The sequence below is a fragment of the Rhodoferax sp. RT5P35 genome, assembly GCF_056521385.1.
Map to the genome: position 1 here is coordinate 48,839 of NZ_JBWMAX010000003.1, position 22,371 is coordinate 71,209.

19 protein-coding genes and 1 pseudogene are annotated in these 22,371 nt (G+C 63.4%); 7 read left to right on the forward strand and 13 right to left on the reverse strand.

Annotation, left to right across the window (positions count from 1 at the left end):
• The gene (locus AC097L_RS04585; protein WP_479584992.1) at positions 1-939 is read right to left on the reverse strand and encodes an NAD(P)-dependent oxidoreductase; all 939 of its coding nucleotides are present in this window, start codon (positions 937-939) and stop codon (positions 1-3) included.
• Positions 940-949: 10 nt separating this feature from the next.
• Positions 950-1,933 (reverse strand): aldo/keto reductase, encoded by a 984-nt coding sequence (locus AC097L_RS04590; RefSeq protein ID WP_479584993.1) that lies wholly within the window; start codon positions 1,931-1,933, stop codon positions 950-952.
• Between the two features lie 247 nt (positions 1,934-2,180).
• Between AC097L_RS04590 and AC097L_RS04595 the strand changes: the two genes are divergently transcribed.
• Genes AC097L_RS04595 through AC097L_RS04605 form a run of 3 tightly spaced genes read left to right on the forward strand, consistent with a single transcriptional unit; the run spans position 2,181 to position 6,054 of the window.
• On the forward strand, positions 2,181-2,879 hold the full coding sequence (locus AC097L_RS04595) for a gluconate 2-dehydrogenase subunit 3 family protein (protein WP_479584994.1): 699 nt from the start codon (positions 2,181-2,183) through the stop codon (positions 2,877-2,879).
• An 8-nt stretch (positions 2,880-2,887) separates the two neighbouring features.
• Entirely contained in the window at positions 2,888-4,669 is a 1,782-nt protein-coding gene (locus tag AC097L_RS04600) for a GMC family oxidoreductase (protein WP_479584995.1), read from the forward strand.
• The gene (locus AC097L_RS04605) at positions 4,666-6,054 is read left to right on the forward strand and encodes a c-type cytochrome (RefSeq protein WP_479584996.1); all 1,389 of its coding nucleotides are present in this window, start codon (positions 4,666-4,668) and stop codon (positions 6,052-6,054) included. The genes AC097L_RS04600 and AC097L_RS04605 overlap by 4 nt, the downstream gene beginning before the upstream one ends.
• Positions 6,055-6,209: 155 nt before the next feature.
• Here the strand turns inward: AC097L_RS04605 and AC097L_RS04610 are convergent, their stop codons facing one another.
• The 4 genes and pseudogenes from AC097L_RS04610 to AC097L_RS04625 all read right to left on the reverse strand — a co-directional run bounded on the left by AC097L_RS04610 (position 6,210) and on the right by AC097L_RS04625 (position 9,867).
• Positions 6,210-7,895, reverse strand: coding sequence for an EAL domain-containing protein (locus AC097L_RS04610; RefSeq protein WP_479584997.1), 1,686 nt, complete (start codon positions 7,893-7,895; stop codon positions 6,210-6,212).
• A gap of 153 nt (positions 7,896-8,048) precedes the next feature.
• Positions 8,049-8,219: pseudogene (locus tag AC097L_RS04615) on the reverse strand (LysR family transcriptional regulator); the annotation flags it as partial.
• A gap of 154 nt (positions 8,220-8,373) precedes the next feature.
• Complete coding sequence (locus AC097L_RS04620) at positions 8,374-9,348, reverse strand: IS5 family transposase (protein ID WP_479584998.1); 975 nt, start codon at positions 9,346-9,348, stop codon at positions 8,374-8,376.
• Between the two features lie 87 nt (positions 9,349-9,435).
• Entirely contained in the window at positions 9,436-9,867 is a 432-nt protein-coding gene (locus tag AC097L_RS04625; protein WP_479584999.1) for a DoxX family protein, read from the reverse strand.
• A 129-nt stretch (positions 9,868-9,996) separates the two neighbouring features.
• On the opposite strand from AC097L_RS04625, the gene AC097L_RS04630 reads away from it, so the two are divergent.
• Entirely contained in the window at positions 9,997-10,569 is a 573-nt protein-coding gene (locus AC097L_RS04630) for an MFS transporter (RefSeq protein WP_479585000.1), read from the forward strand.
• A 217-nt stretch (positions 10,570-10,786) separates the two neighbouring features.
• Here the strand turns inward: AC097L_RS04630 and AC097L_RS04635 are convergent, their stop codons facing one another.
• The 7 genes from AC097L_RS04635 to AC097L_RS04665 all read right to left on the reverse strand — a co-directional run bounded on the left by AC097L_RS04635 (position 10,787) and on the right by AC097L_RS04665 (position 18,205).
• The gene (locus AC097L_RS04635) at positions 10,787-12,040 is read right to left on the reverse strand and encodes an MFS transporter (RefSeq protein ID WP_479585001.1); all 1,254 of its coding nucleotides are present in this window, start codon (positions 12,038-12,040) and stop codon (positions 10,787-10,789) included.
• Between the two features lie 61 nt (positions 12,041-12,101).
• Positions 12,102-12,875: an enoyl-CoA hydratase-related protein gene (locus AC097L_RS04640; protein WP_479585002.1), complete on the reverse strand. Its 774-nt coding sequence runs from the start codon at positions 12,873-12,875 to the stop codon at positions 12,102-12,104.
• 9 nt (positions 12,876-12,884) lie between these two features.
• Entirely contained in the window at positions 12,885-13,685 is an 801-nt protein-coding gene (locus AC097L_RS04645) for a crotonase/enoyl-CoA hydratase family protein (protein ID WP_479585003.1), read from the reverse strand.
• Between the two features lie 10 nt (positions 13,686-13,695).
• Positions 13,696-14,907 (reverse strand): 3-oxoadipyl-CoA thiolase, encoded by a 1,212-nt coding sequence (pcaF, locus tag AC097L_RS04650; protein ID WP_479585004.1) that lies wholly within the window; start codon positions 14,905-14,907, stop codon positions 13,696-13,698.
• The gene (locus AC097L_RS04655) at positions 14,904-15,746 is read right to left on the reverse strand and encodes an amidohydrolase family protein (RefSeq protein WP_479585005.1); all 843 of its coding nucleotides are present in this window, start codon (positions 15,744-15,746) and stop codon (positions 14,904-14,906) included. The genes pcaF and AC097L_RS04655 overlap by 4 nt, the downstream gene beginning before the upstream one ends.
• A gap of 28 nt (positions 15,747-15,774) precedes the next feature.
• Positions 15,775-17,433, reverse strand: a complete 1,659-nt coding sequence (locus tag AC097L_RS04660; protein WP_479585006.1) for a (2,3-dihydroxybenzoyl)adenylate synthase — start codon at positions 17,431-17,433, stop codon at positions 15,775-15,777.
• Positions 17,434-17,443: 10 nt separating this feature from the next.
• Entirely contained in the window at positions 17,444-18,205 is a 762-nt protein-coding gene (locus AC097L_RS04665; protein WP_479585007.1) for an SDR family NAD(P)-dependent oxidoreductase, read from the reverse strand.
• Positions 18,206-18,518: 313 nt separating this feature from the next.
• On the opposite strand from AC097L_RS04665, the gene AC097L_RS04670 reads away from it, so the two are divergent.
• From AC097L_RS04670 to AC097L_RS04680, 3 genes are all read left to right on the forward strand, one after another.
• Positions 18,519-19,427, forward strand: coding sequence for a LysR substrate-binding domain-containing protein (locus AC097L_RS04670; RefSeq protein WP_479585008.1), 909 nt, complete (start codon positions 18,519-18,521; stop codon positions 19,425-19,427).
• A gap of 244 nt (positions 19,428-19,671) precedes the next feature.
• Positions 19,672-21,264 carry an ABC transporter substrate-binding protein gene (locus AC097L_RS04675; protein WP_479585009.1) on the forward strand — a complete coding sequence of 531 codons (1,593 nt, stop codon included), beginning with the start codon at positions 19,672-19,674 and terminating at the stop codon, positions 21,262-21,264.
• Positions 21,265-21,338: 74 nt separating this feature from the next.
• Positions 21,339-22,367, forward strand: a complete 1,029-nt coding sequence (locus AC097L_RS04680) for an ABC transporter permease subunit (RefSeq protein WP_479585010.1) — start codon at positions 21,339-21,341, stop codon at positions 22,365-22,367.
• The last annotated feature ends 4 nt before the right edge of the window (positions 22,368-22,371 follow it).

Consider the following 22,371-nt stretch of genomic DNA (forward strand, 5'->3'; position numbering starts at 1 on the left):
TTACTTGCCGTCAACCGCTTTCGGTGCCAAATCCACACCGCTGAGCTTGCCGATGGTCTCTGCCAGCATGGGCACATACGCCTGCCCGCCAGCACCACCATCGCCATGCACCGCCAGCGCAAACGAATTCTTCACCGCATTGCCCAACGGATTCGCCACGCCCGCCGCGTCGGCCATGGACTCCAGGTAGCGCAGGTCCTTGAAGGCGTTTTGCAGCGTGAACTTGTGCGCCTCTTTATTGCCGTCCAGCGTGTAGCCCATGAAGGTCTGGTAGAAGCCGCAGTCCATGCGGCCACCGCGGATCACCGAGTCAAAGCGCTGCGGCGTAATGCCCACCGCCTGCGCCACCGCCATGGCTTCCGCGTACAGAGCCGCGTAGCCCAGCGAGATGAAGTTGTTCACCAGCTTCATGCGGTGCCCGTCGCCCAGGCCGCCGATATGCACCACCTTGCCAGCCCAGGTGGCCAGAATCGGCTGGATACGTGCGAAGGTGGCTGCGTCGGCACCCACCATGGTGTCCAGCGTACCGGCCCAGGCTTCCTTGGGCGTGCGGCTCAGGGGCGCGTCCACCAGGGTGATGCCCAGCGGTGCCAGCTCTGCCGCCAGCGCCACGGTGGAGGTGGGGTCGGCGGTGGAGCAATCGACCAGCAACGAACCCGGGCGCAGGCTGCTGGCCAGGCCGTTCGGGCCGCGCACCAGCGCCTCCACGTCCTTGGAGCCGGTGACGCATAAAAACACCACCGTGGCCTGTGCGCCCAGCGCCTGCACCGATGCAGCCCGGGTGGCGCCGCGCTGCAGCAGGTCGGCCACGGCATCGGAATCGCTGCGGGCGTAGACGGTGAGCGGATAGCCTTTGTCGACGATGTTCTTGGCCATGCCGTGGCCCATCAGGCCCAGGCCGATGAAGCCGATGTGTTCAGTGGTTTTTTCGGTGGTCATGTGTGTCCCCTTACCAGCGCTGGTGCACCAGCGGCTTGGCAAAGCGCTCGTACACCGCGGCCAGGGCCTGCATGGTGCTGTCGCTCAAGGCGGGCAGGTCGGCGGCGGCCACGTTGTCGGCCACCTGGGTGGCGCGCTTGCCGCCGGGGATGCTGCAGGTAACGGCCGGGTGCATCTGGATCCAGCGCAGCGCCATCTGCGCCATGGTCATGCCCTCGGGCACCAGGGGGCGCATGGCTTCCACGGCCTGCAGGCCCACGGCGTAGTCCAGGCCGGAGAAGGTTTCGCCCTTGTCGAAGGCCGCGCCGTCGCGGTTGAACAGGCGGTGGTCGTCGACTTCAAAGTGGCTGTCGGCTGTCATCTTGCCGCTGAGCAAACCGCTGGACAGCGGCAGCCGCGCCAAGATACCCACGCCGCGCTTTTGGGTTTCTTCAAACAGCAAATCGGCAGGGCGCTGGCGGAACAGGTTGTAGATGATCTGCACCGTTTGCACGCCGGGGAAGGCGATGGCTTTCAGCGCCTCTTCCACCTTCTCTACGCTCACGCCGTAATGGCGCAGCTTGCCCGCTTTTTGCAGGTCGTCCAGCACGCCAAACACTTCGGGCATGTAGTACACGTCGGTGGGTGGGCAGTGCAGTTGCAGCAGGTCGAGCGCGTCGGTGTTCAGGTTGACCAGGCTGCGCTCGACAAAGGCGGTGAGGTTCTCGCGGTTGTAGCCGCCCGCCACGTGCGGGTTCAGGCGGCGACCGGCCTTGGTGGCAATAAAGAAGGGTTCGCTGCGTTCACGCTTGAGCTGGGCCAGCAGGCGTTCGCTGCGGCCGTCGCCGTACACGTCGGCACTGTCAAAGAAGTTCACGCCCAGGTCCAGCGCGCGGTGCAGTGCGCCCATGGATTCGGCATCGCTGACCTCGCCCCAGGTGCCACCAATGGCCCAGGCGCCAAAGCTCACGGTTGATATGTTCCAGCCGGTACGGCCAAGGGGGCGGTATTGCATTGCGCGTGTCTCGTTGTGTAAATCGGAGAATAAGTATCGCACTGCGGGCGAATTAGTGCAGCGGGTCAACAATATAAGAAAAATAGGCTTCTAGCGCATATCTCACCTGCACAAACAGCTATTTTTTTAATAGCAAGTAAAGCTGCACACGTGTGTACGCTATCGCACAGACCGACCGTCAGTGGCAAACCTACAGTGGAACATAACAGGCAGGGATCACCCCGCCTGTACCGCACCAGGAGACGGTATGCAGACGATTGGTATTTCCCCCTCGCGCCGCAGTTTTTTACGCGGCGCAGCCAAGACCGCCCCGGCCATGGTGGTGCTGGGCAGCGGGCTCGGCTTGGCGGCTTCTGGCGCAGCCGACAGCAGCGCCACCCCCTACAGCCCCAGCTATTTCAACGCCGCGGAATGGGCCTTGCTCTCGGCCCTGGTGGAGCGGCTTATTCCGGCCGACGGCCAAGGCCCGGGTGCCACCGAGGCCGGTGTCGCCGAGTTTATTGACCGGCAGATGGGCCAGCCCTACGGCCATGGTGCGCTGTGGTTCATGCAGGCACCGTTTGTCCCGACCGCCGCCGATGAGTTTGGCTACCAGCTGGCGCAAAGCCCGCGCGAGCTGTACCGCCAGGGGCTGGCCGCACTGGCGCAGGCGGTGCAGCAACAGCACAGCAAACCGTTTACCGCGCTGGCCCCGGCCGACCAGGATGCGGTGCTGACCGCGCTGGAAGCGGGCAAGCTGGCTTTAGGCGCGGTGCCGCCCAAAGCGTTTTTTTCGCAACTGCTGACCAACACGCGCGAGGGCTACTTCTGCGACCCCAAGCATGGCGGCAACAAGGACATGGCGGCCTGGAGGATGGTCGGCTTTCCGGGGGCGCGCGGCGACTACATCGACTGGGTCGACCAGTACGCCACCAAGTACCCGTTGCCACCGGTATCCAGTTCCTGAAGGCCGCTATGAGCGATAGCGTTAAAAAACCCGCAGTCGATGTCGTCATCGTCGGCTTTGGCTGGACCGGTGCCATCATGGCGAAGGAACTCACCGAGGCCGGCCTGAAAGTCGTGGCCCTGGAACGCGGCCCGTACCGCGACACCTACCCCGATGGCATCTACCCGACCACGCTGGACGAGCTGACCTTTGTGCAGCGTGGCAAGCTGTTCCAGAACATGGCGAAAAGCTCGTTCACCTTCCGCCACGGCGTGGCCGATGTGGCCGTGCCGTACCGGCAGATCGGCGCCTTCAAGCCCGGCGAAGGCGTAGGCGGCGCGGGCCTGCACTGGTCAGGCCAGCACTGGCGCATACTGCCCGAAGAGCTGCAGCTCAAAACCCATTACACCCAGCGCTACGGCAAGAACTTCATTCCCGACGGCATGACCATCCAGGACTTCGGCGTCAGCTACGCCGAGCTGGAGCCGCACTTCGACTTTGTCGAAAAAGTCTTTGGCACCTCAGGCCAGGCTTACAAGGTCAAGGGCCAGGTGGTGGGCGAAGGCAATGTGTTCGAGGCCGACCGGTCCGACCCGTTTCCGCTGCCGCCGCAAAAAGTGCCCTACACCGCCAGCCTGTTCATGAAGGCGGCGAAAGAGGTGGGCCTGCATCCGTTCATCAGCGCGTCGTCCAACGCCTCCGGCCCGTACACCAACCCCTATGGCTGCCAGATGGGGCCTTGCAACTTCTGCGGCTTTTGCTCCGGCTTTGCCTGCTACAACTATTCCAAGGCCTCGCCGAACGTGAACATCATGCCGGCGCTGCGTTTGGTGGCGAACTTCGAGCTGCGTGCCGACGCGAACGTGCTGCGCATCAACCTGGATGCCAGCGGCAAGCGCGCCACCGGTGTCACCTACGTAGACAGCGCGGGCAAGCAGTTCGAGCAACCGGCGGATCTGGTGATCGCCAGCACCTTTGCCTATAACAACGCCCGGTTGTTTTTGCTGTCCGGCATCGGCAAGCCTTACGACCCGGTGAGCGGCACGGGCGTGGTAGGCCGCAACATCGCCTACCAGATGATGTCCACGGTGCAGATGTTCTTTCCGCCGGGTACCAACACCAACCCCTTCATCGGCGCTGGCGGCACCGGCGTGGCGGTGGACGACTACAACGGCGACCACTTCGACCACGGCCCGCTAGGATTTGTGGGCGGCTCGCCCGCCTGGTGCAACCCGGCGGGCGTGAAACCCATAGGCGGCATTCCGGTGCCTACCGGCACGCCCAACTGGGGCGCCGGTTGGAAGAAAGCCGTGAAAGACAACTACCTGAACACCGTGTCCTTCGACGTGCACGGTGCCAACATGGTTTACCGCGACTGCTATGTCGACCTGGATCCCACCTACACCGACCACTACGGCCAGGCGCTGATGCGCTTCACTTTCGACTGGAAAGATAACGACATCAAAATGAGCCGCTACGTCACCGGCGAGATGCTGCAGGTCGCCAAGGCCATGAACCCGCAGTCCATCAAGGTCAGCCAAAAAAACATTGGCGACCATCTGGACTTGCGGTCCTACCAAACCACCCACTGGGCCGGTGGTGTGGCCATGGGCGAAGACCGCAGCACCAGCGTGCTGAACCGCTACCTGCAAAGCTGGGACGTGCCGAACGTGTTTGCCGTAGGCTCCGGCGTGTTTCCGGTGGGCATAGGCTACAACCCGACCGGCCTGGCCACCGCACTGACCTACTGGGCTGCCAAGGCGATCCGCGAGCAGTACCTGAAAGACCCCCGCCCACTGGTGGACGCATGATGGTCCGCCCCACCCTGCTCCTTTCCGCCGCGCTGGCACTGGCGTTCAGCGCTGGCAGCGCGCTGGCCGATGGCCCGGCCAATGCGCCGGTAGACGCGCAATTGGTCGCCAAAGGTGCCTACTTGGCCCGCGCGGGCGACTGCGTGGCCTGCCACACTGCCCCTCAGGGCCAGCCGTTCGCGGGCGGCCTGGCGATGTCTACGCCCATCGGCGCGGTGTATTCGACCAATATCACACCCGACAAGACCGCTGGCATCGGCGACTGGAGCTATGAAGATTTTGCCCGGCTGATGCGCACGGGCGTCACCAAGGCGGGCTACACCGTCTACCCGGCCATGCCCTACCCGTCTTTCTCTCGCCTGGGCGACGACGATTTGCACGCGCTGTACGCCTATTTCATGCACGGCGTGCTGCCAGCCCCCACGCCCAACAAAAAGGCCGACATCCCCTGGCCGCTGTCGATGCGCTTCCCGCTGGCCCTGTGGCGCATGGCTTTTGCGCCCGCCCCAGCAGCTGCGGAAGTGCCCGCCAACAACCAGCCCAGCCTGCTGCGCGGTGCCTACCTGGTGCAGGGCCTGGGCCACTGCGGTGCCTGCCACACGGCGCGCGGCGTGGCGTTCCAGGAAAAGGCCTTGACCGCCAGCGACAGCGCGGCCTACCTGGCAGGCGGTGCCGCCATCGACGGCTGGCCCGTGCCCTCGCTGCGCAACACCCACGGCGGCGGCTTAGCGCTATGGAGCAAGGAAGATATCGCTGAATTCCTGCAGACCGGGCGCAACCCGCGCAGCGCGTCTTTTGGCGGCATGAACGACGTGGTGGCGCATTCCACCCAGTACCTGAGCAAGTCCGACCTGGGCAGCATCGCGCTGTTTTTGAAATCGTTGCCCGACGGCCCCAGCGTGCCGCCGCCCTTCGTGCCCGACCCCCAGGTCGGCCAGGACCTGCACGCCGGTGTGGTCAACGGCCGTGGCGCGCAGGTGTACCTGGACCGTTGCGCCGGTTGCCACCGCTCCGACGGCCTGGGCAATGGCAAGGCCTTCCCGGCGCTAGCGGGCAACGCCGTGCTGCAAACCAGTGACCCCACATCCGGTATCAAGATCGTGCTGTCCGGCAGCGCGGTGCCCAGCACGATGAAGGCCCCGTCATCGCTGACCATGGCACCGTACGCCGCCCTGCTGAACGATGCCGACATCGCGGAAGTGGTCAGCTTCATCCAGACCAGCTGGGGCAACCATGGTGGTACGGCCACCCCTGGCCAGGTGGCGAAACTGCGGCAAAGCTCGCCTGCGGTGCAGCCGATGACGGTAGGCGCGTTTGCGCCGGGTCGGATGGTGCCGGGCCCGCTGGCGCCGATGCCGGGAGCGAGTGCGGCTGGGACGCATTAGGGGTTTGAGGGAAATCGGGCCCTGGCGCAGGTATGTACTGCGATATCAGCTATTTTTTTAATAGCACTACAATAGCACAGGCGGGCACTGCTTGAGTGCTTGCTACCGATAATCTAGCCACGTATTGGCGGCCATGCTGCCGGTGTCTGCACCCTTCAGGCGACGGGTGGTATGCGTTCGTTGGCGGCCAGATAGTCCAGAAAGGCCTGCAGCGGCATAGGCTTGGCAAAGTAATAGCCCTGGCCGTACTGCACACCCAGAGCCTTGAGCTGGGCGGCCTGGGCGGCGTTTTCAATGCCTTCGGCCACGACGCGGCTGTCCACCGCCCTGGCGATTGCAATGATCTCCGGAATCAGGCTGGAGCGCAGGCTCGCGTCTTCCATCTCGAACACAAAAGATTTGTCGATTTTCAGGAAATCAGGCATCACGCGTTTGACTATGGCCAGATTGGAATAGCCGGTACCGAAGTCGTCGATGGCGATGTAGTAGCCGTCCGCCTTGAGTCGCTGCAATTCGGGGACGATCTTGGGCGAGAAGTTGTATTCGGTCACTTCGAGCTCTACCTGCAGATCATTGCGTCCTGTGGCTTGCACCACGGCGTTCAGATGTGCGTGGACTGCGTCGCGCTGCAGGTTGCTGGGGAAGAAATTCAGCGCCACCTTGAAGCCCGTCTGCGCAGGCAAGGCCGCACCCAGTTCGCGCAGGGCGCAGGCGCTCACGGCGGCGTCGAACGCCCAGCCCAGATTCTGCTGCAACAGTGCGGGGATGAATTCGTCTGGAAAAATCAGTTTTTGCCCGTCGCGCAGCCGGGTCAGCACCTCGCAGCCGATGGTGCGGCCGCTTGCCAGCTCCACGATGGGCTGGTAGTGGCACACCACATTCTCCGGGGCACACAGGTGGTGGATACGGTAGTGCATGGACTGGAAATGCCGACAGCGCCGGGTGACGACGTCGGCGGTCAAGAAACCCAGCAATAGACACAGACCGGACGCGCCAGCGAACACGAGCCAGTAATTCGCGTACAGCTCATTCGGTTGCAGCACCGACTGCACTGCCATCTGGGTGAAGCCGGGTAAGGCATTACTGACCAGGAACACCCCTTTGTCGATGTCAAGCCGCAGGTGCGGCGTGGTGGCGGTAACCTGCGGGTCGGTCAGGTGGCTTCGTGCGCTGCGAAACACCTGGCTACGCTCTGGCCCTAGACCGGCCCATAGGCTGTCGCTGTGCAGCAACTTGGCATCATCTGTCATGCGGTCGTCCAACGCCACCTGGAAGCGCCCGCGCTCAACCACGGTAACCAACACGGTTTCGCCAGCCAGTGGCAGAGGGGCTTTCAGGTAGTAACGGCCAGCCTGGCCTTGCAGACCGCCGGTATGGGGCGCAAGCGGTGGGTCGATGTCGTTCAGGGTGGTAGTGCAGACCAGCCGGCGCTGGGTGTCGAGGATGCCGATATCGCCCACTGCCCGGTGTTTGAACAACAGGCTAAGCAGCTTGGTGCGGTTTTCAGGCGTGCATTCCGGTGTGTAGGACCGGTTCAACTCGTCCAGCAGCCCACCTACCTCGATGCGCCGGTTTTCCATGCGATGGAACAGCACGGCGTGGCCTCGGTCCAGCTCTTGTACCTTGAGTGCCAAATCGGTGGCGATCATGGCCAATCCAATGACCAGCACCAGGATACAACCACACAGACTGCCCACTAGGCGAGGGCTGCGCCCCAGCGCTCGGTTCAGACGGTAGCGACCGGTTCGTATCTTGCGGGCTGGCACGTCCACCTGCGAATCGTGCTGGCTGAAGCCGGGCATGCGCTGCATGCGGTTACGCGTGTTCCACTGTCCCGGCATGGCTGACCTTCTCAAGGCTGATGGATGTGTTGAAGCGATGCTACCCCGGCACCGGAGTAGATTCAATCTCAGGGAATTAGCTCCGCGCCATCTGCAATGCAACTCTTTCTAAAACCTAAGCCTGCGCCAGCAGCCGCAAATCCCTCCCCACAGGCCGGCCTTGCGCAGCAAAGCCGTGCAGGACTGCGACCCCAGCTTCTTCAACTGGGCGCTGACGGCCGAGGTGGAGCGGCCCAGCCGGTCGGCCGCGCGGGCGTAGCTGTTCAGCGCGATACCGGTGGCAAAGCTGCGCAGCATGTCGATGTCGTAGGTGGTCTGGCCCATGGCGAAGGTCATTGGTTAAGGCGACGCTGAATAAGGCCGTCCAAAAACCGCTTTCGAGGTGCTGGTATCAAGAGTCCGTCGAATTCGGCCAAACCTCCCTGTCTCCCAGCCCCTTGGGGCTCGGTGTGCGGGCCATTTGGCCCACTTTGCGCCCTTATGGACGCACCTGTGCCATCAGCTCTTGACGACCCAGGTAGATGTTGGCCAGCGCCAGTGCGGTGAATGCTCTCGTCGCGTTCTTCTCCAGCCCCCGGTAGCGCACTTTGGCAAAACCCCATAGCCGCTTGACCACGCCAAAGACGTGCTCCACCCGTGCGCGGATCTTGGACTTGTTGCGGTTCTTGCTGCGGATGCCTTCATCGACCACACCGCCGCGGCGGCTGCGTTGGTTGGTGAAGTCCTGGGCTTTGGGTGCCTTGCTCCGGATCAAGGTCTTCTGGCTGGCGTAAGCCGAGTCGCCATACACGCGTCGCTCGTGGCCGTGCAGCAGATCGGGTAAGGGGTGCTTGTCATGGATGTTGGCAGCGCTAACCACAGCGCTGTGCACCAGTCCGCTTTGGCTGTCTACGCCGATATGCAGCTTCATGCCAAAGTACCACTGCTGGCCCTTACGGGTGGAGTGCATCTCGGGGTCGCGTGCCTTGTCTGCGTTCTTGGTGGAGCTGGGCGCACTGATGAGGGTGGCATCCACGATGGTGCCGGTATTGACTTTGAAGCCCCGGGCTTGCAGCTCTTGTCCGACCTGGGCAAACAGGGCCTCGCCCAGTTTGTGCTCATTGAGGAGTCGGCGGAACTTGAGCAGGGTGGTGGCATCCGGTACGGGCTCGCGCCCCAAGTCGATGCCGACAAAGCGGCGCAGGCTGGCGCTGTCGTACAGGGCTTCTTCGCAGGACAGGTCGGCCAAATTGAACCAGTGTTGCAAGAAGTGGATGCGCAGCATGCGCTCCAGCCCGATGGGGGGACGGCCATTGCCTGCCTTGGGGTAGTGCGGCTCGATGACTGCGCACAGAGCCGCCCAGGGCACGATGGATTCCATCGTTTGCAGGAACACATCGCGCCGGGTGGGTTTGCGGTGCTGGGCGAATCCCGCTTCTTGGTCGGCGGCCATGGCCAGGGTTTGTTGCTTCATCTTTGTCACCTTGCGAGGGATGCAAACTGGCATGCAAGTCACGCGCCAGTTTGGGACTTATTCAGCATTGCCTTAAATATCCTTGGTTCAAGCGCTTTCGGAGCGCCATGGCGCGGCGGTGCACCAGGCGATCAACGCCAGCAAGGCCAGCTGCAACGGCAGCCGCAGCACCAGCGCCCACATCGGCACCGGGAACAGCTCGGCGTGCTGCAGCATGTAGATATGCGCCGGGGTCACGGCGATGGTCAACGCAAACAGCCCCAATCCTGCTGCGCGCCGGGTGCGCGGCCACAGCAGCCCGGCGGCGCCCAGCAGCTCGAACACGCCGCTCACCCACACCGCCATGCGCGGCCAGGGGATGTACGGCGGCACGATGCGCATCTCGGTGTCGGTGGCCACAAAGTGCGCGATACCGCCGATGAAGAACCACACAAACACAAAGGCCACGCCCCATAGTCTGCGGTGCCGGATGCGATCGGCGTGGGGCGAGAGAGGGGTCAGCGAAGAAGATGGGGCCATGGTTTTCTCTGTATCAGGAATAACGCCGCCGCGAGCCAGTGCACACAACACAACCATTCCGGTTTTAAAAACCTTTAGCCTACTATTTTCTGATTTTCAAAACAGTCTGCGCCGCCCACAAACCGCCGCATGACTCACCAAGCCACACTTTCCACCCCCCGCCTTGCCCCGCCGCCGCCACGCCACCGCTGGAAGGTGTTGGCCGCTGGTATGGCTGCCAATGCGGCTTTTTCTGTGGCCTTCAGCGGCATTCCGATGACCGCGGTGCTGATGCGCGACAGCTACCGGCTCGACAACGCCACGCTGGGTTTGGTGCTGGGCTTGGTGCTGGGCCTGATGGGCCTGGGCATTGCCCTCAGCGAGCTACCCTGGAGCCTGCTAACCGACCGCTGGGGCGACCGGTCGGTGCTGCTGACCGGCCTGGCCAGCACCGCGCTGGCACTGGCAGCGATGGCACTATGGGCCGCGCCCTCAGGTGGACCCCACGGGCAGATTCCGCCGCTGGGCTTGCTGGGCGGCAGCGTGAACGGTGCCAGCGGCCGGGCGGTGATGCTGTCCTCAGCGCTGCACTGTTTGCCGGGCTGGCACTGTTCAGCGCGCTGGCCGATGGCGGGCAGTTGCGGGCCTAGCCGCTGCTGCGTGGCAGCTTGTTGGTGCTGCTGGCCCTGTGCGGCATCTGCGTCTCTGCCTGGCATGGCGTAGCCTATGTGCAGCTGGCCAGCTGCGCCGGTACGCAGCGCTCCGGCACAGCGCTGGCGATGGCGAATACCTGCATCTTCAGCGTCTGCTTTGTGACGCCACTGGCCCTGCCTTTATTGGGTAGCAGCAAAGTGCCGCGCGCTGCCAATTTTGTAAAAAATCGACCTGTAGCGCAAACACTACCTACGCCACCAGCTATATATTCAATAGCAAGCCACTTTTAGTGGGCGGCGTGCGCGTCGCTGCGGGCAAGTTGGCCTCGAGCGCGCGGCGCGGCACCAAACAGGTAGCTGCCGAGGCGAAACATCAGAAAGATGGCGACCAGCAAACCGGCCACCAGCAGCCACATGGCCGGGGCGTAGTCGTGCAGATGCTGGTAACTCATGCCCATCAGAAAAGGGCCCATGGCCGAGCCCAGCATGAAGACGGCAAACAGGTAGCCGTAAATCTCGCCAAAGGCCCGCAAGCCCAAGTAGCGTGACTGCAGAAACGCAATCAGGTCCACCTCGGCACCCAGCCCCAGCCCGACCAAAATGGCTGCGGGTACCGTCAACGCCGTGGCACTGCTGCCCAGCAGCATGGCAATGCCTACCAGCGGCATGGCAAAAAATGCCATCGCCACATAGGGTGCAAACAAACGGTCCAGCAAATAGCCTGCCAGTAAACGCCCGCCGATCAACGCCAGACCCGCTGCGCTAAGTGCGCCCGTGGCACTCTTGGGGTCCATGCCCCGGTCCACCATCAGCGGCACCATGTGCGCAATCGTGCCGCTGGCAGCCAATGCCACCAAAAAGAAGCTCAGTGCCAGTTTCCAAAATGCCGGGCTGCACACCGCCGCTGCTGCCGCTAAGCCGGGCAATGCGGGCGCAGCACCTGCACGCAAGCCGTCCGCAGACGGCTCCCGCCGCGCCACCAGGAAAGCCATGGCCGGCAGCGCAATGACCAACGTGACCGCCCCCAAACCCACATAGGCTGCGCGCCAGCCAAACTGGGCCATCACCTGCTGCGCGAACAGTGGCACCAGGGCAGTGCCCAGGCCCACACCGGCGATGGAGATACCCAGCGCCAAACCTCGCTTGGCATCGAACGCCGACGACACCGCCTTGCAATAGGTCAGCGGTGTCTGCCCGGCCGCCACGATGCCTGCCACGCCGTACAGCGCCACAAAAGCCCAGCTCGATTCCGCAAACAAACCAATGGCCGCCATGGCCAGCCCAAACAGCGTGATCGCTGGCAGCGCCACCGCGCGGATGCCAAAGCGGTCCACCAGCCGCCCGGCCAGCGGCGTGGCCAGCCCCGTCATCAGCAGGCCGACCATCAGCGCCGCCGACAAGGTGCCGCGCTCGGCATGCAGCGCCTGCGACACCGGCATCACGAACACGCCAAAGCTGAACTGCATCACCGGCCCATTGCCCACCACCAGACCCAGTACCGAGCCCACCACGATCCACCACGGACTACGTACATTTTTCATTTTTTGTCTCCTGTCATTGTTTTTACACCAGCTGAAATCTCTAAGGCGCGATGCACAAGTGCTACGGCTCGGTGAACTGCGCCGCCCGCTTCTCCAGCCGCGCGCGGATGCCCTCGGTTTTGTTCTCGGTGGCAAACAGCAGCTGGAAGGATTTGCGCTCGAACTGCAGGCCCTGCTCCAGCGGCAGCTGCATGCCTTGCAGCACGGCCTCTTTGATAAAGCGCAGCGCCTGCTGTGGTCCGGCCGCTAATTGCTGGGCCAACGCCAGTGCCCGGGCCTCAACCTGCTCATCGGGCAGCACCTCGCTGGCCAAGCCCATCGCCAGCGCGTCGACGGCGGTGATGGCGGCGCCGGTCAGCAGCAGCTGCATCGCGCGGAACTTGCCCACCACGCGGGTCAACCGCTGTGTCGCGCCCCCGCCAGGCATTAGGCCAATCAACACCTCGGGCTGGCCGAAGCGTGCGCCCTGCCCGGCCAGCACAATATCGGCATGCATCGCCAGCTCGCAGCCGCCGCCCAACGCATGGCCGCGCACGGCGGCGATCACCGGCTTGCGGCAGTTGCTGATGGCACCCCAGAGTTGGTCCATCTGCCGGGCGATGATCTCGGATGGCGTGGCGTCCACGTACTCGTGCAGGTCGGCGCCCGCGCAGAAAGCGCGCTCGCTACCCGCCAGGATGATGGCGCGCACCGCGGCATCCGCATCCAGCCGGGTAAAGGCCTCGGCCAGGGCCTGGCGCAGTGCCAGGTTCAGCGCGTTCAGCACCGCCGGGCGGTGCAGGCGCAGCAGCACCACGCCGGGCGCGGGGTGTTCTTCCTGAAGAATGGTGTCCATAACTATCCTTCAGCCACCGAACACCGGCACGCGTTTTTCAAAAAAGGCCGACACCGCCTCGGCATGGTCGGCCGTCTGGTGCGCCTGGCCTTGCAGGTCGGCGGCGATGTCCAGCGCCTCGTCCAGCGTGCGGGTACGGGCCTGCTGCAGCAGCTGCTTGGTCCAGCGCAGTACCTGCGGCGGGTTCGCGGCGATACGGTCGGCCAGTGCCAGGGCGGTGTCCAGCAAGGCCTCCGGGGCCACCACGCGTGACACCAAGCCGATGCGCAGCGCCTCGTCGGCATCGATGGTGTCGCCGGTGAAGGCCAGTTCGGCCGCCTTGGAGCCACCCACCACGCGCGGCAGAAGCCAGCAGCCGCCATCGCCCGGCACGATGCCGACCTTGACAAAGCTTTCGGCGAAGCGGGCCGTGCTGGACGCGATGCGGATGTCGCACATACAGGCCAGGTCGTTGCCCGCGCCGATAGCCGGGCCGTTGACCGCCGCAATGATGGGCACCTGCAGCACCTGGAAAGCCCGCGGAATGCGCTGGATGCCGGCGCGGTAGTTGGCGGCAATCTGCTCCGGTGCGCCGGCGAACATGCCGGTGCGGTCGCGCATCTCCGCCACGTTGCCGCCCGAGCAAAACGCGCTGCCCGCGCCGGTGAGCACAGCGGCGCGGATCTGCATATCCGCATTCAGCCGGGCGAAGATATCTTCAAACGCGGCGAACATGGCTTCGCCGCTGAGGGCATTGCGGGTGTCGGGTCGGTTCAGGGTCAGCAGGGCGGTATGGCCGCGCTGCTCGAAGAGGATGGGGTCGGTGTGCATGCTGTTTCCTTCAAATACGTTCGATGGCCAATGCAATGCCCTGGCCCACGCCAATGCACATGGTCACCAGCGCGCGCTGGCCGCCGCTGTCCTCCAGCTGGCGCAGCGCCGTTAGCGCCAGGCGGATGCCGGACATGCCCAGCGGATGGCCCAGCGCAATCGCACCGCCGTGCCGGTTCACGTGTTCGCCATCGTCCGGCAGGCCCAGCGCGCGCAGCACGGCCAGGCCTTGCGCGGCGAAGGCCTCGTTCAGCTCAACCACGTCGAAGTCTCGGATGGCAAGCCCCGTCTGCGCCAGCAGCTTCTGCACCGCCGGTACCGGGCCCATGCCCATGACGCGCGGTGCCACACCCGCGGTAGCGATGCCGAGCACGCGGGCGCGTGGCACCAAACCGGCACGGGTGGCTCCGGCTTCGCTGGCTAGCAGCAAGGCGGCGGCACCGTCGTTGACACCCGAGGAATTGCCCGCCGTCACACTGCCGCCAGCGCGGAAAGCCGGCTTCAGCCGCGCCAGGCTTTCCAGCGTGGTGTCGGCACGCGGGTGTTCGTCTTGACCCACAACCAACGTTTCACCTTTGCGCGCACCGGGCACATTCACCGGCACGACCTCGCCATCGAACCAACCAGCCGCCTGAGCCCGAGCACAGCGCTGCTGGCTTCGCATTGCGAACGCATCCTGGTCGGCACGCGAGATGCCGTGTTCCTGCGCCACGTTTTCCGCCGTGTCGCCCATCGCGTCCACGCCGTGCAGGGCGTGCATGCGCGGATTGACGAAACGCCAACCAATGGTCGAGTCATAGATTTCCGCCTGGCGCGAGAAGGCACTACTGGCCTTGGGCATCACCAACGGCGCGCGGCTCATGCTCTCCACGCCCCCGGCGATGGCCAGGTCCAACTGCCCAGCGCCAATGCCGCGAGCCGCGCTGGCAATCGCTTCCAGGCCGGAGCCACATAAACGATTAACTGTGGCAGCCGCCACGCTCACAGGCAACCCCGCCAACAGCGCGCTCATGCGGGCCACGTTGCGGTTGTCTTCCCCCGCCTGGTTCACGCAGCCGAAGTAAACCTCTTCCAAACGGTTCCAGTCGAGTCGCGGATGGCGCGCCACCAGTGCCTGCAGCGGCAGCGCGCCCAAGTCGTCGGTGCGCACGCTTGACAAGGCACCGCCATAGCGGCCGATGGGGGTACGAATGCCGTCGCAGATAAAAGCCTGGGCCATCACAGCCCGAGCACCCGCTCGGCATTGCCGTGCATGATCTTTTCCATCACCTCGTCTTTGTAGCCCAGCTCGCTCCACTCGCGCAGGATGCGTTCGTAGGGCAGGCTGGGATAGTCGCTGCCGAACATGATCTTGTCTTGCAGGCGACCGCGGATATCGACCTTGAGGTTGCCCGGAAAATGCTTGGGCGCCCAGCCAGACATCTCCCAAAACACATTGCCTTTGTGCAAGGCCACGGCGGTGGTTTCTTCCACCCAGGGCCAGCCGGGATGGGCCATGATGATCTTCAGGTTCGGAAAGTCTGCCGCCAGGTCGTCGATGGCACCGGGGTGCGCATGGCGGATGCGTGCGCCGTGGCCGCCGGGCATGCCCGCACCCATGCCGGTGGTGCCGACATCGATCATCACCGCCGCGCCGAGTGCGTTGATGGTTTCGAACAGGTCGTAATGCCGCCGGTCGTTTACCGCGAAGTGCTGCATGATGGGATGGAAGTGGAAGCCGACAAAGCCGAGTTCCTTCACCGCCTTGGTGGCCTGGCGGATAGCCAACTCACCTTTGGCCGGCTCCACCGCGCCCCAGCACTGAATCACCCGCTCGGGGTGGCGCTGCCACATGCCGTGCACGTATGCGTTGGTACAAGGCGGCGTGGCGACGGTGGTTTCCAGGTCCAGCGCCACCAGGCAGGCGTCGACACCGGCAGTGGTGAATTCCTGGATGACTTCATCTTCGCTCTTGGCCACCCAATCGCGCTTCCAGTAGGTGGCCAGGGCTTCGGGGTACGGGCCCTGGGCGTCGATCCAGATTTGGGTGCCGGGGTAGCAGTGCAGGTCGATGATACGCATATATATTCCTAAATTGATAGCTACAAGCCTAGGCAGTGGCTGCGCTAAGCTCTATTTTTATTTGGGCTGCCACCATCTCGCCCAGGGCCTTCTTCGATACCTTGCCGAAAGTGGATACCGGAAAGTCCGGCAGGATTTCCAGCCGCTCGGGCAGCTTGAACTTGGCGATTTCAAAAGTATTCAAAAAGGCCACCAGGGCGGGCAAGGTCAGCGATTGGCCCACCTTCAGCACCACAAAAGCGCACATCTTTTCGCCCATCGCCGCATCGGGCATGGGCACGCAGGCCACGTTTTGCACGGCGGGGTGCATCAGGACCAGGTTCTCGACTTCCTCGGCGCTGATCTTTTCGCCGCCACGGTTGATCAAGTCTTTTTTGCGGCCTTCGACGATGTAGTTGCCCGAGGAGTGCTGGCGCATCAGGTCGCCGGAGCGGTAGAAGCCGTCGGGTGTGAACTGGCGCGCGTTGTACTCGGGCACGCCGTAGTAGCCGCGCAAGGTGTAGGGGCCGCGGCAGGCCAGCTCGCCGACCTCGCCAGGCGCTACGGTGTTGCCCTCGTCGTCGATCAGCTTGACTTCGTCGTCGGCGCAGACCGGGCGGCCGCAGGTTTCCAGCAGCACCTCTTCCGGGTCGCCCTTGCGGACAAACATCAGCAAGCCTTCGCTCATGCCAAAGTTCTCTTGCACAAAGGCGTTGGCGAACAGCTGGCGCGTGCGGATGCGCACCTCGGGCTGCATGCGCTGGCCGCCGCTCTGGATCTGCTGCACCGAAGCCAGGTCGAAGTCGGTGATGCTCGGATCGTTGATCAGCCGGATCAGCAGCGCCGGCACCACTTTCAGGTGCGTTACGCGGTGCTGCTGGATGAGCGCAAACATCTCCACCGGCTTGGTGTTGGCGTGCAGCACCACGGTGGCGCCGTTGAACAAGAAGCCCTGGATGCCGGGGCAGGCCAGCGGTAGGTTGTGGGCAATCGGCAGCACCAGCAGCAGCACCGAGTCGCCCTGCACGCCAGCCACTTCGGCCGCTATTTTCGAGTTGTAGGCGTAGTCGTTATTCGTGCGCGGAATCAGCTTGGGGATGCCGGTGGTGCCACCGGACAGCTGAAAGATGCAGGGCGCCGTCGGCTCAATCTCGATGTCGGCCAGCGCCGTCAGCGGCAGCTTTGCGGGGCGCTCGATCAGCTCGGTCAGCGAATGCTCGCCGGGGCCGGCCTGGCCCAGCACGATGCGCAGCTGCAGGCACGGGTGCTCGGCCTGCACCCGCTCGACCATCGGGCCAAAGCGGAAGTCGCCTAGCTGCTCCGGGTACACGCAGCAGCAGGCCTGCGACAGCTGGGTGAACTGGCTGATCTCGGTGAAGCGGTGCGTCACCAGCGCGGCGATCGGGATGCAGCCTATCTTTTGCAGCGCTAAGTACAGCACCACAAATTCGGCCACATTCGGCAGCGTCGGGATGACACGGTCCTGCGGCTTTAAGCCGAGTTCCAGCAGGTTCAGCGCCAGGTTGCTACTTTGCCAGTCCAGCTCGGCGTAGGTGTAGCGGCGCGCGCCGTCGACCAGCGCGGTGCGGCTGGCGAACTTGTCGAACACCGTGGCGAATTCCTGCGCCAACGACTGGTCACGCCAGTAGCCTTGAGCCCGGTAGCGCTGGGCGAAGTCGGCAGGGAAAGGGACGAATCCATCAAGCATCGTGGTCTCCTCAGGTCGAGCTGGTGAAGCCGCCGTCGATGACGACGATCTCGCCGGTGACGAAGCGGTTGGCGGTGAGCAGGGTCAGCATGGTTTCGGCCACGTCGTCGGCGGTGACGCAGCGGCGCAGCGGGGTTTGCTTGGCGCGCTTGCCCATGAGGTCGTCGTATTTGTCGCCCAGCATGCGTTCCATCCATTCGCCTTCCATCCAGCCGGGGGCGACGGCGTTCACGCGGATTTCGGGGCCCAGGTTCCAGGCCAGCATCTTGGTCATGCTGACGATGGCCGCCTTGCTGGCCGAATACGGCAGCGGCTGCGGGCCGGGGCGCAGGCCGACGATGCTGGCGGTGAAGACAATGGCTGGCTCAACACCCTTTTTCAGCAGCGGCACGGCGGCGCGGGTCACCTGGAAATTGCCGCGCACGTTGACGGCAAAAGTACGGTCCCACTCGGCCATGTCCAGGCTTTCCAGGTCTTTCACCTTCCATTTGGCGGTGGTGCCAGCGTTGTTGACCAGGCTGTCCAGCCGGCCCCAGGCCGCGTCGATCTTCTGCAACATGGCGCGGACCGCGGTGTCGTCGCTCACGTCGCACTGCAGCAGCAGCGTCGCTGCCCCCAGCGCCTGGGCTTCGGCCGCCACTAATTCGGCCGCCTGGGCGCTGGAGGCATAGTTGATGGCCACGTCATAGCCGGCGCGCGCCAGGGCCAGCACGGCGCTGCGGCCAATGCCGGTGGCACCGCCGGTGACCAGGGCTTTTTTACGTTCAGTCATAGCGATCTTTCAAAAAGTGAGAGGCAAAGAAAGTCCCGGCCCCTGTCGCGCAGGGGCTGTGAAAACAAGGAAACGGAAGGACTGCCGCAGGACGGCGGTTCTAGGCCACGGAGGGCGCGGAAGGGAAAAGAAAGTGTGTGCAGCTCGGGCTGCGGCGTAACGGGATAAGTGCTTGAAATGGCATGGTGAGTCTCCTGTCGGCTCTGTGGTTCAGGCCTTGTTGACTGCACTGTAGGCAGGCCAACCGATCCATCAAAGATGGCAAAATCCAAAACATGATTCGATTTCAGCATCCCCTTGGACGCAGCTTGCGGTGAAGCTGGAACAGCTACAGCATCTGGTGGCCATCGTCGAGCACGGCAGCCTGCGCTCGGCCTCTCGGCGCCTGCAAATTCCGCAGCCAGCATTGACACGCAGCATCCGCGCGCTGGAGAAGGAACTGGGCGGCGCGGTGTTTCTGCGCGCTACCACCGGCATGGTGCTGACCGAGATGGGCCGGCGCTTCCATGTGCGCGCCAGCACCATGATCCACGAGGCCCGGCGGGCGCTGGACGAGATTGCCCAGCACAGCGGCGAAGACACCGGCTCGGTAGTGCTGGCCTTGTCCATCATGCCGCACGTAGGCATGCTGCCGTATTCGCTGAAGGCCTTCCGCCAGCGCTATCCACAGGTGCGGCTGCAGCTGATCGAGGGCCTGTTTCCCGACGTGGAAAGCGGCCTGCGCGAAGGCGCGATCGACTTCTACCTGGGCGCTGCGCCGCGCAACGCTCCGGCACCCGGCCTGGCAGTGCAGCGGCTGTTTGAAAACATGCGCGCTGTGGTGTGTCGCAAGGGCCATCTGCTGGCCGGCAAGCGCTCACTAAAGGACCTGGCTGAGGCCGACTGGGCCATTACCGCGGTGGACTACGACGCCGAAGACGATCTGGCCCGGCTGTTCGCCAGCCACGGCTTGGCCGCACCGCATGTGCTGCTGCGCGCGCGCTCGGCGATGTCCATCATGGTGGCGCTGGCGCACAGCGATCTGCTGGCCATGTTGCCGGTGCAGTGGGGTGAATTCCCGATGACGCGCAATACGCTGCAGATCATTCCGATCCAGGAGTCGCTACCGGCACCGGCCATTGTTTTGGTACGCCGACCCGACCTGCCACTGACACCGGCGGCCGAATTCATGTGCGATGTGCTGCTGCGGCATAGCCCCACGGCCACGTCGGGTAATTTATAAGAAATGAGTCTCTAGCGCTTGTATAGCTTACACATACAGCTATTTTTTATATAGCAAATGACTTGCTATGGCACACATACTGCTAGACCAACTGGCCTGGTAACCTTGTATAGACTGCAGGGTCGCCAACCCGACAGCAACGAGGGTATGTGCGGATCATGGTGGTGTGTAATGCACCCCCATAATTCCCAACCCATATTGGTGCACGCCCATCCTGGCATATTTTTGTACACATTGGAAAAGCATGAAAAATTTGAGCAAACTGGCATTGGCTTTGGGCCTGTCCGCAGCCGCTTTGGTATCCCACGCCGCAGGCACCATGGTGTACTGTTCCGAGGCCAGCCCTGAAGGCTTTGACACCGCCCAGTACACCGCCGGCCAAACCTTCGATGCCGCCGGCATGGCCTTGTTCAACCGCCTGGTCGAATTCGAGCGCGGCACCACCAAGGTGGTCCCCGCCTTGGCCGAGTCGTATGACACCGCTCCCGACGGCTTGACATACACCTTTCACCTGCGCAAAGGTGTGAAGTTCCACACCACCGAATTCTTCACCCCCAGTCGCAACTTCAATGCCGATGACGTGGTGTTCACGTTCATGCGCATGTTCGACAAAGGCAACGCATTCGCCAAGGCCTACCCCGCGCAGTATCCCTACGCCGGTGACACGGGCCTGGACAGCAATGTGGCCTCGGTGCGCAAGACCGACGACAACACGGTCGTCTTCCTGCTGAAAAAGCCCGATCCCGACCTGCTGTCCAAGATTGCCATGCCGGTGTTCTCCATCCTGTCCGCCGAGCATGCCGACAAGCTGCTGGCCGCCGGTACGCCCGCGCTGATCAACCAGCAGCCCGTAGGCACCGGCCCCTACATCCTCAAGCGCTACCAGAAAGACTCGCAAATCCGCTACGCGGGCAACAAAGAGTACTGGAACCCCAAGGACGTGAAGCTGGACAACCTGATTTTTGCCATCACCACCGATGGTGCGGTGCGCGCGCAAAAAATCAAGGCCGGTGAATGCCAGGCCATGTCCTATCCCAAGCCCCAAGACCTGGCCAGCCTGAAAGCCGACCCCAAGCTGAAGGTCATTACCGCCCCCGGCTTCAACATCGGCTATCTGTCGTACAACACCGAAAAGCCCACCACTGGCAAGCTCGAAGTGCGCCAGGCTCTCGACATGGCCATTAACCGCAAGGCCATCATCGACGCGGTCTACCAAGGCCAGGGCCAGGAAGCCAGCAACCCCTTCCCTTCGTCGCTGTGGTCGTACAACCCGGCGCTGAAGAACCCGCCGATGGACATCGAAAAAGCCAAGGCGCTGCTGAAAAAGGCCGGTTACCCCGATGGTTTTGAAATCACGTTGTGGAGCATGCCCGTGCAGCGCCCCTACAACCCCAACGCCAAGCTGATGGCCGAAATGATCCAGGCCGACTGGGCCAAGATCGGCGTCAAAGCCAAGATCGTCAGCTACGAATGGGGCGAGTACCTGAAGCGCATGAAGGCCGGTGAGCACGATGCCGGCCTGGTCGGCTGGAGCGGCGACTACGCCAGCCCTGACAACTTCCTGGGCGTGTTGCTGACCTGCGAAGCCGTCGGCGGCTCCAACTACTCGCGCTACTGCAGCAAAGAGTTTGACGGCATGGTGCTGAAGGCGCGCAACAGCCTGGACCCCAAAGAACGCACAGCCCTGTACATGAAGGCGCAAGAAGTCTTCAAGCGCGACCTGCCCTGGTCTACCATCGCCCACTCCACCGTCAGCCTGCCCATGGCCAAGGGTGTGGACGGTCTGAAGATCAGCCCGTTTGCCGTGTTTGACTTTGCCGGTGTGAGCAACAAGTAAGTCTTTTGTGTCGGTAAAGAAAGCAAGGTGGTGAACATGTTTCGCCACCTTGCTTTTTCGTTTTAAGCAGCCTTATGTTCTTCTACATCCTCAAACGACTCGCCGTGCTGGTGCCGACCTTTTTCGGCATCACCTTGCTGACCTTTTCGCTGATCCGTATGATCCCCGGCGACCCCATCGAAGTGATGATGGGCGAGCGCTCGATCGACCCCGTGATGCACGCTGCCGCCCTCAAGCAGCTGGGCTTGGACCAGCCGCTCCCGGTGCAGTATTTCCACTACCTGGGCCAGTTGCTGCACGGCGACCTGGGCGCTTCGCTCAAGACCCAGAGCCCGGTATGGACCGAATTCAAAATCCTTTTCCCCGCCACGCTGGAGCTGGCCATCATGGCGCTGCTGTTTGCGCTAGTGGTGGGCGTGGTGGCCGGGGTGACGGCGGCGGTGAAACGCGGCTCGTTTTTAGACCACGGCGTGATGACCCTGGCGCTGACCGGCTACTCCATGCCCATCTTCTGGTGGGGTTTGATGCTGATCATGCTGTTCTCCAGCGGCCTGGGCTGGACCCCGGTGTCGGGCCGCATCGACCTGATGTTCGACATTCCGCCCGACACCGGCTTCATGCTGATTGATGCCTGGCGCGCCCAGCGGGCCGACCCCAGCCTGAACGCCGGAGCGCTGTGGGATGCGGCCAAGCACCTGATCCTGCCGACCATCGTGCTGGGCACCATTCCGCTGGCGGTGATTGCCCGCATGACGCGCTCCAGCATGCTGGAAGTGCTGCGCGAAGACTATGTACGCACCGCCCGCGCCAAAGGCCTGTCGCCTGCCCGCGTGGTGTTCATCCACACCCTGCGCAACGCGCTGATTCCGGTGCTCACCGTGATTGGCCTGCAGGTGGGCACGCTGATGGGCGGCGCAGTGCTGACCGAGACCATCTTTTCCTGGCCCGGCATCGGCAAATGGCTGATCGACGCCATTGGGCGGCGCGACTACCCGGTGGTGCAAAGCGGCATTTTGCTGGTGGCCACCCTGGTCATCGTGACCAACTTTGTGGTCGATATTTTGTATGGCGTGGCCAACCCACGCATCCGGCATAACAAGTAAAACA

Excerpts from the sequence above, each read along its gene's own strand:
- AC097L_RS04585 (WP_479584992.1), bottom strand. The coding sequence starts at position 939 with ATGACCACCGAAAAAACCACTGAACACATCGGCTTCATCGGCCTGGGC.
- AC097L_RS04590 (WP_479584993.1), bottom strand. The coding sequence starts at position 1,933 with ATGCAATACCGCCCCCTTGGCCGTACCGGCTGGAACATATCAACCGTG.
- AC097L_RS04595 (WP_479584994.1), top strand. The coding sequence starts at position 2,181 with ATGCAGACGATTGGTATTTCCCCCTCGCGCCGCAGTTTTTTACGCGGC.
- AC097L_RS04600 (WP_479584995.1), top strand. The coding sequence starts at position 2,888 with ATGAGCGATAGCGTTAAAAAACCCGCAGTCGATGTCGTCATCGTCGGC.
- AC097L_RS04605 (WP_479584996.1), top strand. The coding sequence starts at position 4,666 with ATGATGGTCCGCCCCACCCTGCTCCTTTCCGCCGCGCTGGCACTGGCG.
- AC097L_RS04610 (WP_479584997.1), bottom strand. The coding sequence starts at position 7,895 with ATGCCGGGACAGTGGAACACGCGTAACCGCATGCAGCGCATGCCCGGC.
- AC097L_RS04620 (WP_479584998.1), bottom strand. The coding sequence starts at position 9,348 with ATGAAGCAACAAACCCTGGCCATGGCCGCCGACCAAGAAGCGGGATTC.
- AC097L_RS04625 (WP_479584999.1), bottom strand. The coding sequence starts at position 9,867 with ATGGCCCCATCTTCTTCGCTGACCCCTCTCTCGCCCCACGCCGATCGC.
- AC097L_RS04630 (WP_479585000.1), top strand. The coding sequence starts at position 9,997 with ATGACTCACCAAGCCACACTTTCCACCCCCCGCCTTGCCCCGCCGCCG.
- AC097L_RS04635 (WP_479585001.1), bottom strand. The coding sequence starts at position 12,040 with ATGAAAAATGTACGTAGTCCGTGGTGGATCGTGGTGGGCTCGGTACTG.
- AC097L_RS04640 (WP_479585002.1), bottom strand. The coding sequence starts at position 12,875 with ATGGACACCATTCTTCAGGAAGAACACCCCGCGCCCGGCGTGGTGCTG.
- AC097L_RS04645 (WP_479585003.1), bottom strand. The coding sequence starts at position 13,685 with ATGCACACCGACCCCATCCTCTTCGAGCAGCGCGGCCATACCGCCCTG.
- AC097L_RS04655 (WP_479585005.1), bottom strand. The coding sequence starts at position 15,746 with ATGCGTATCATCGACCTGCACTGCTACCCCGGCACCCAAATCTGGATC.
- AC097L_RS04660 (WP_479585006.1), bottom strand. The coding sequence starts at position 17,433 with ATGCTTGATGGATTCGTCCCTTTCCCTGCCGACTTCGCCCAGCGCTAC.
- AC097L_RS04665 (WP_479585007.1), bottom strand. The coding sequence starts at position 18,205 with ATGACTGAACGTAAAAAAGCCCTGGTCACCGGCGGTGCCACCGGCATT.
- AC097L_RS04675 (WP_479585009.1), top strand. The coding sequence starts at position 19,672 with ATGAAAAATTTGAGCAAACTGGCATTGGCTTTGGGCCTGTCCGCAGCC.
- AC097L_RS04680 (WP_479585010.1), top strand. The coding sequence starts at position 21,339 with ATGTTCTTCTACATCCTCAAACGACTCGCCGTGCTGGTGCCGACCTTT.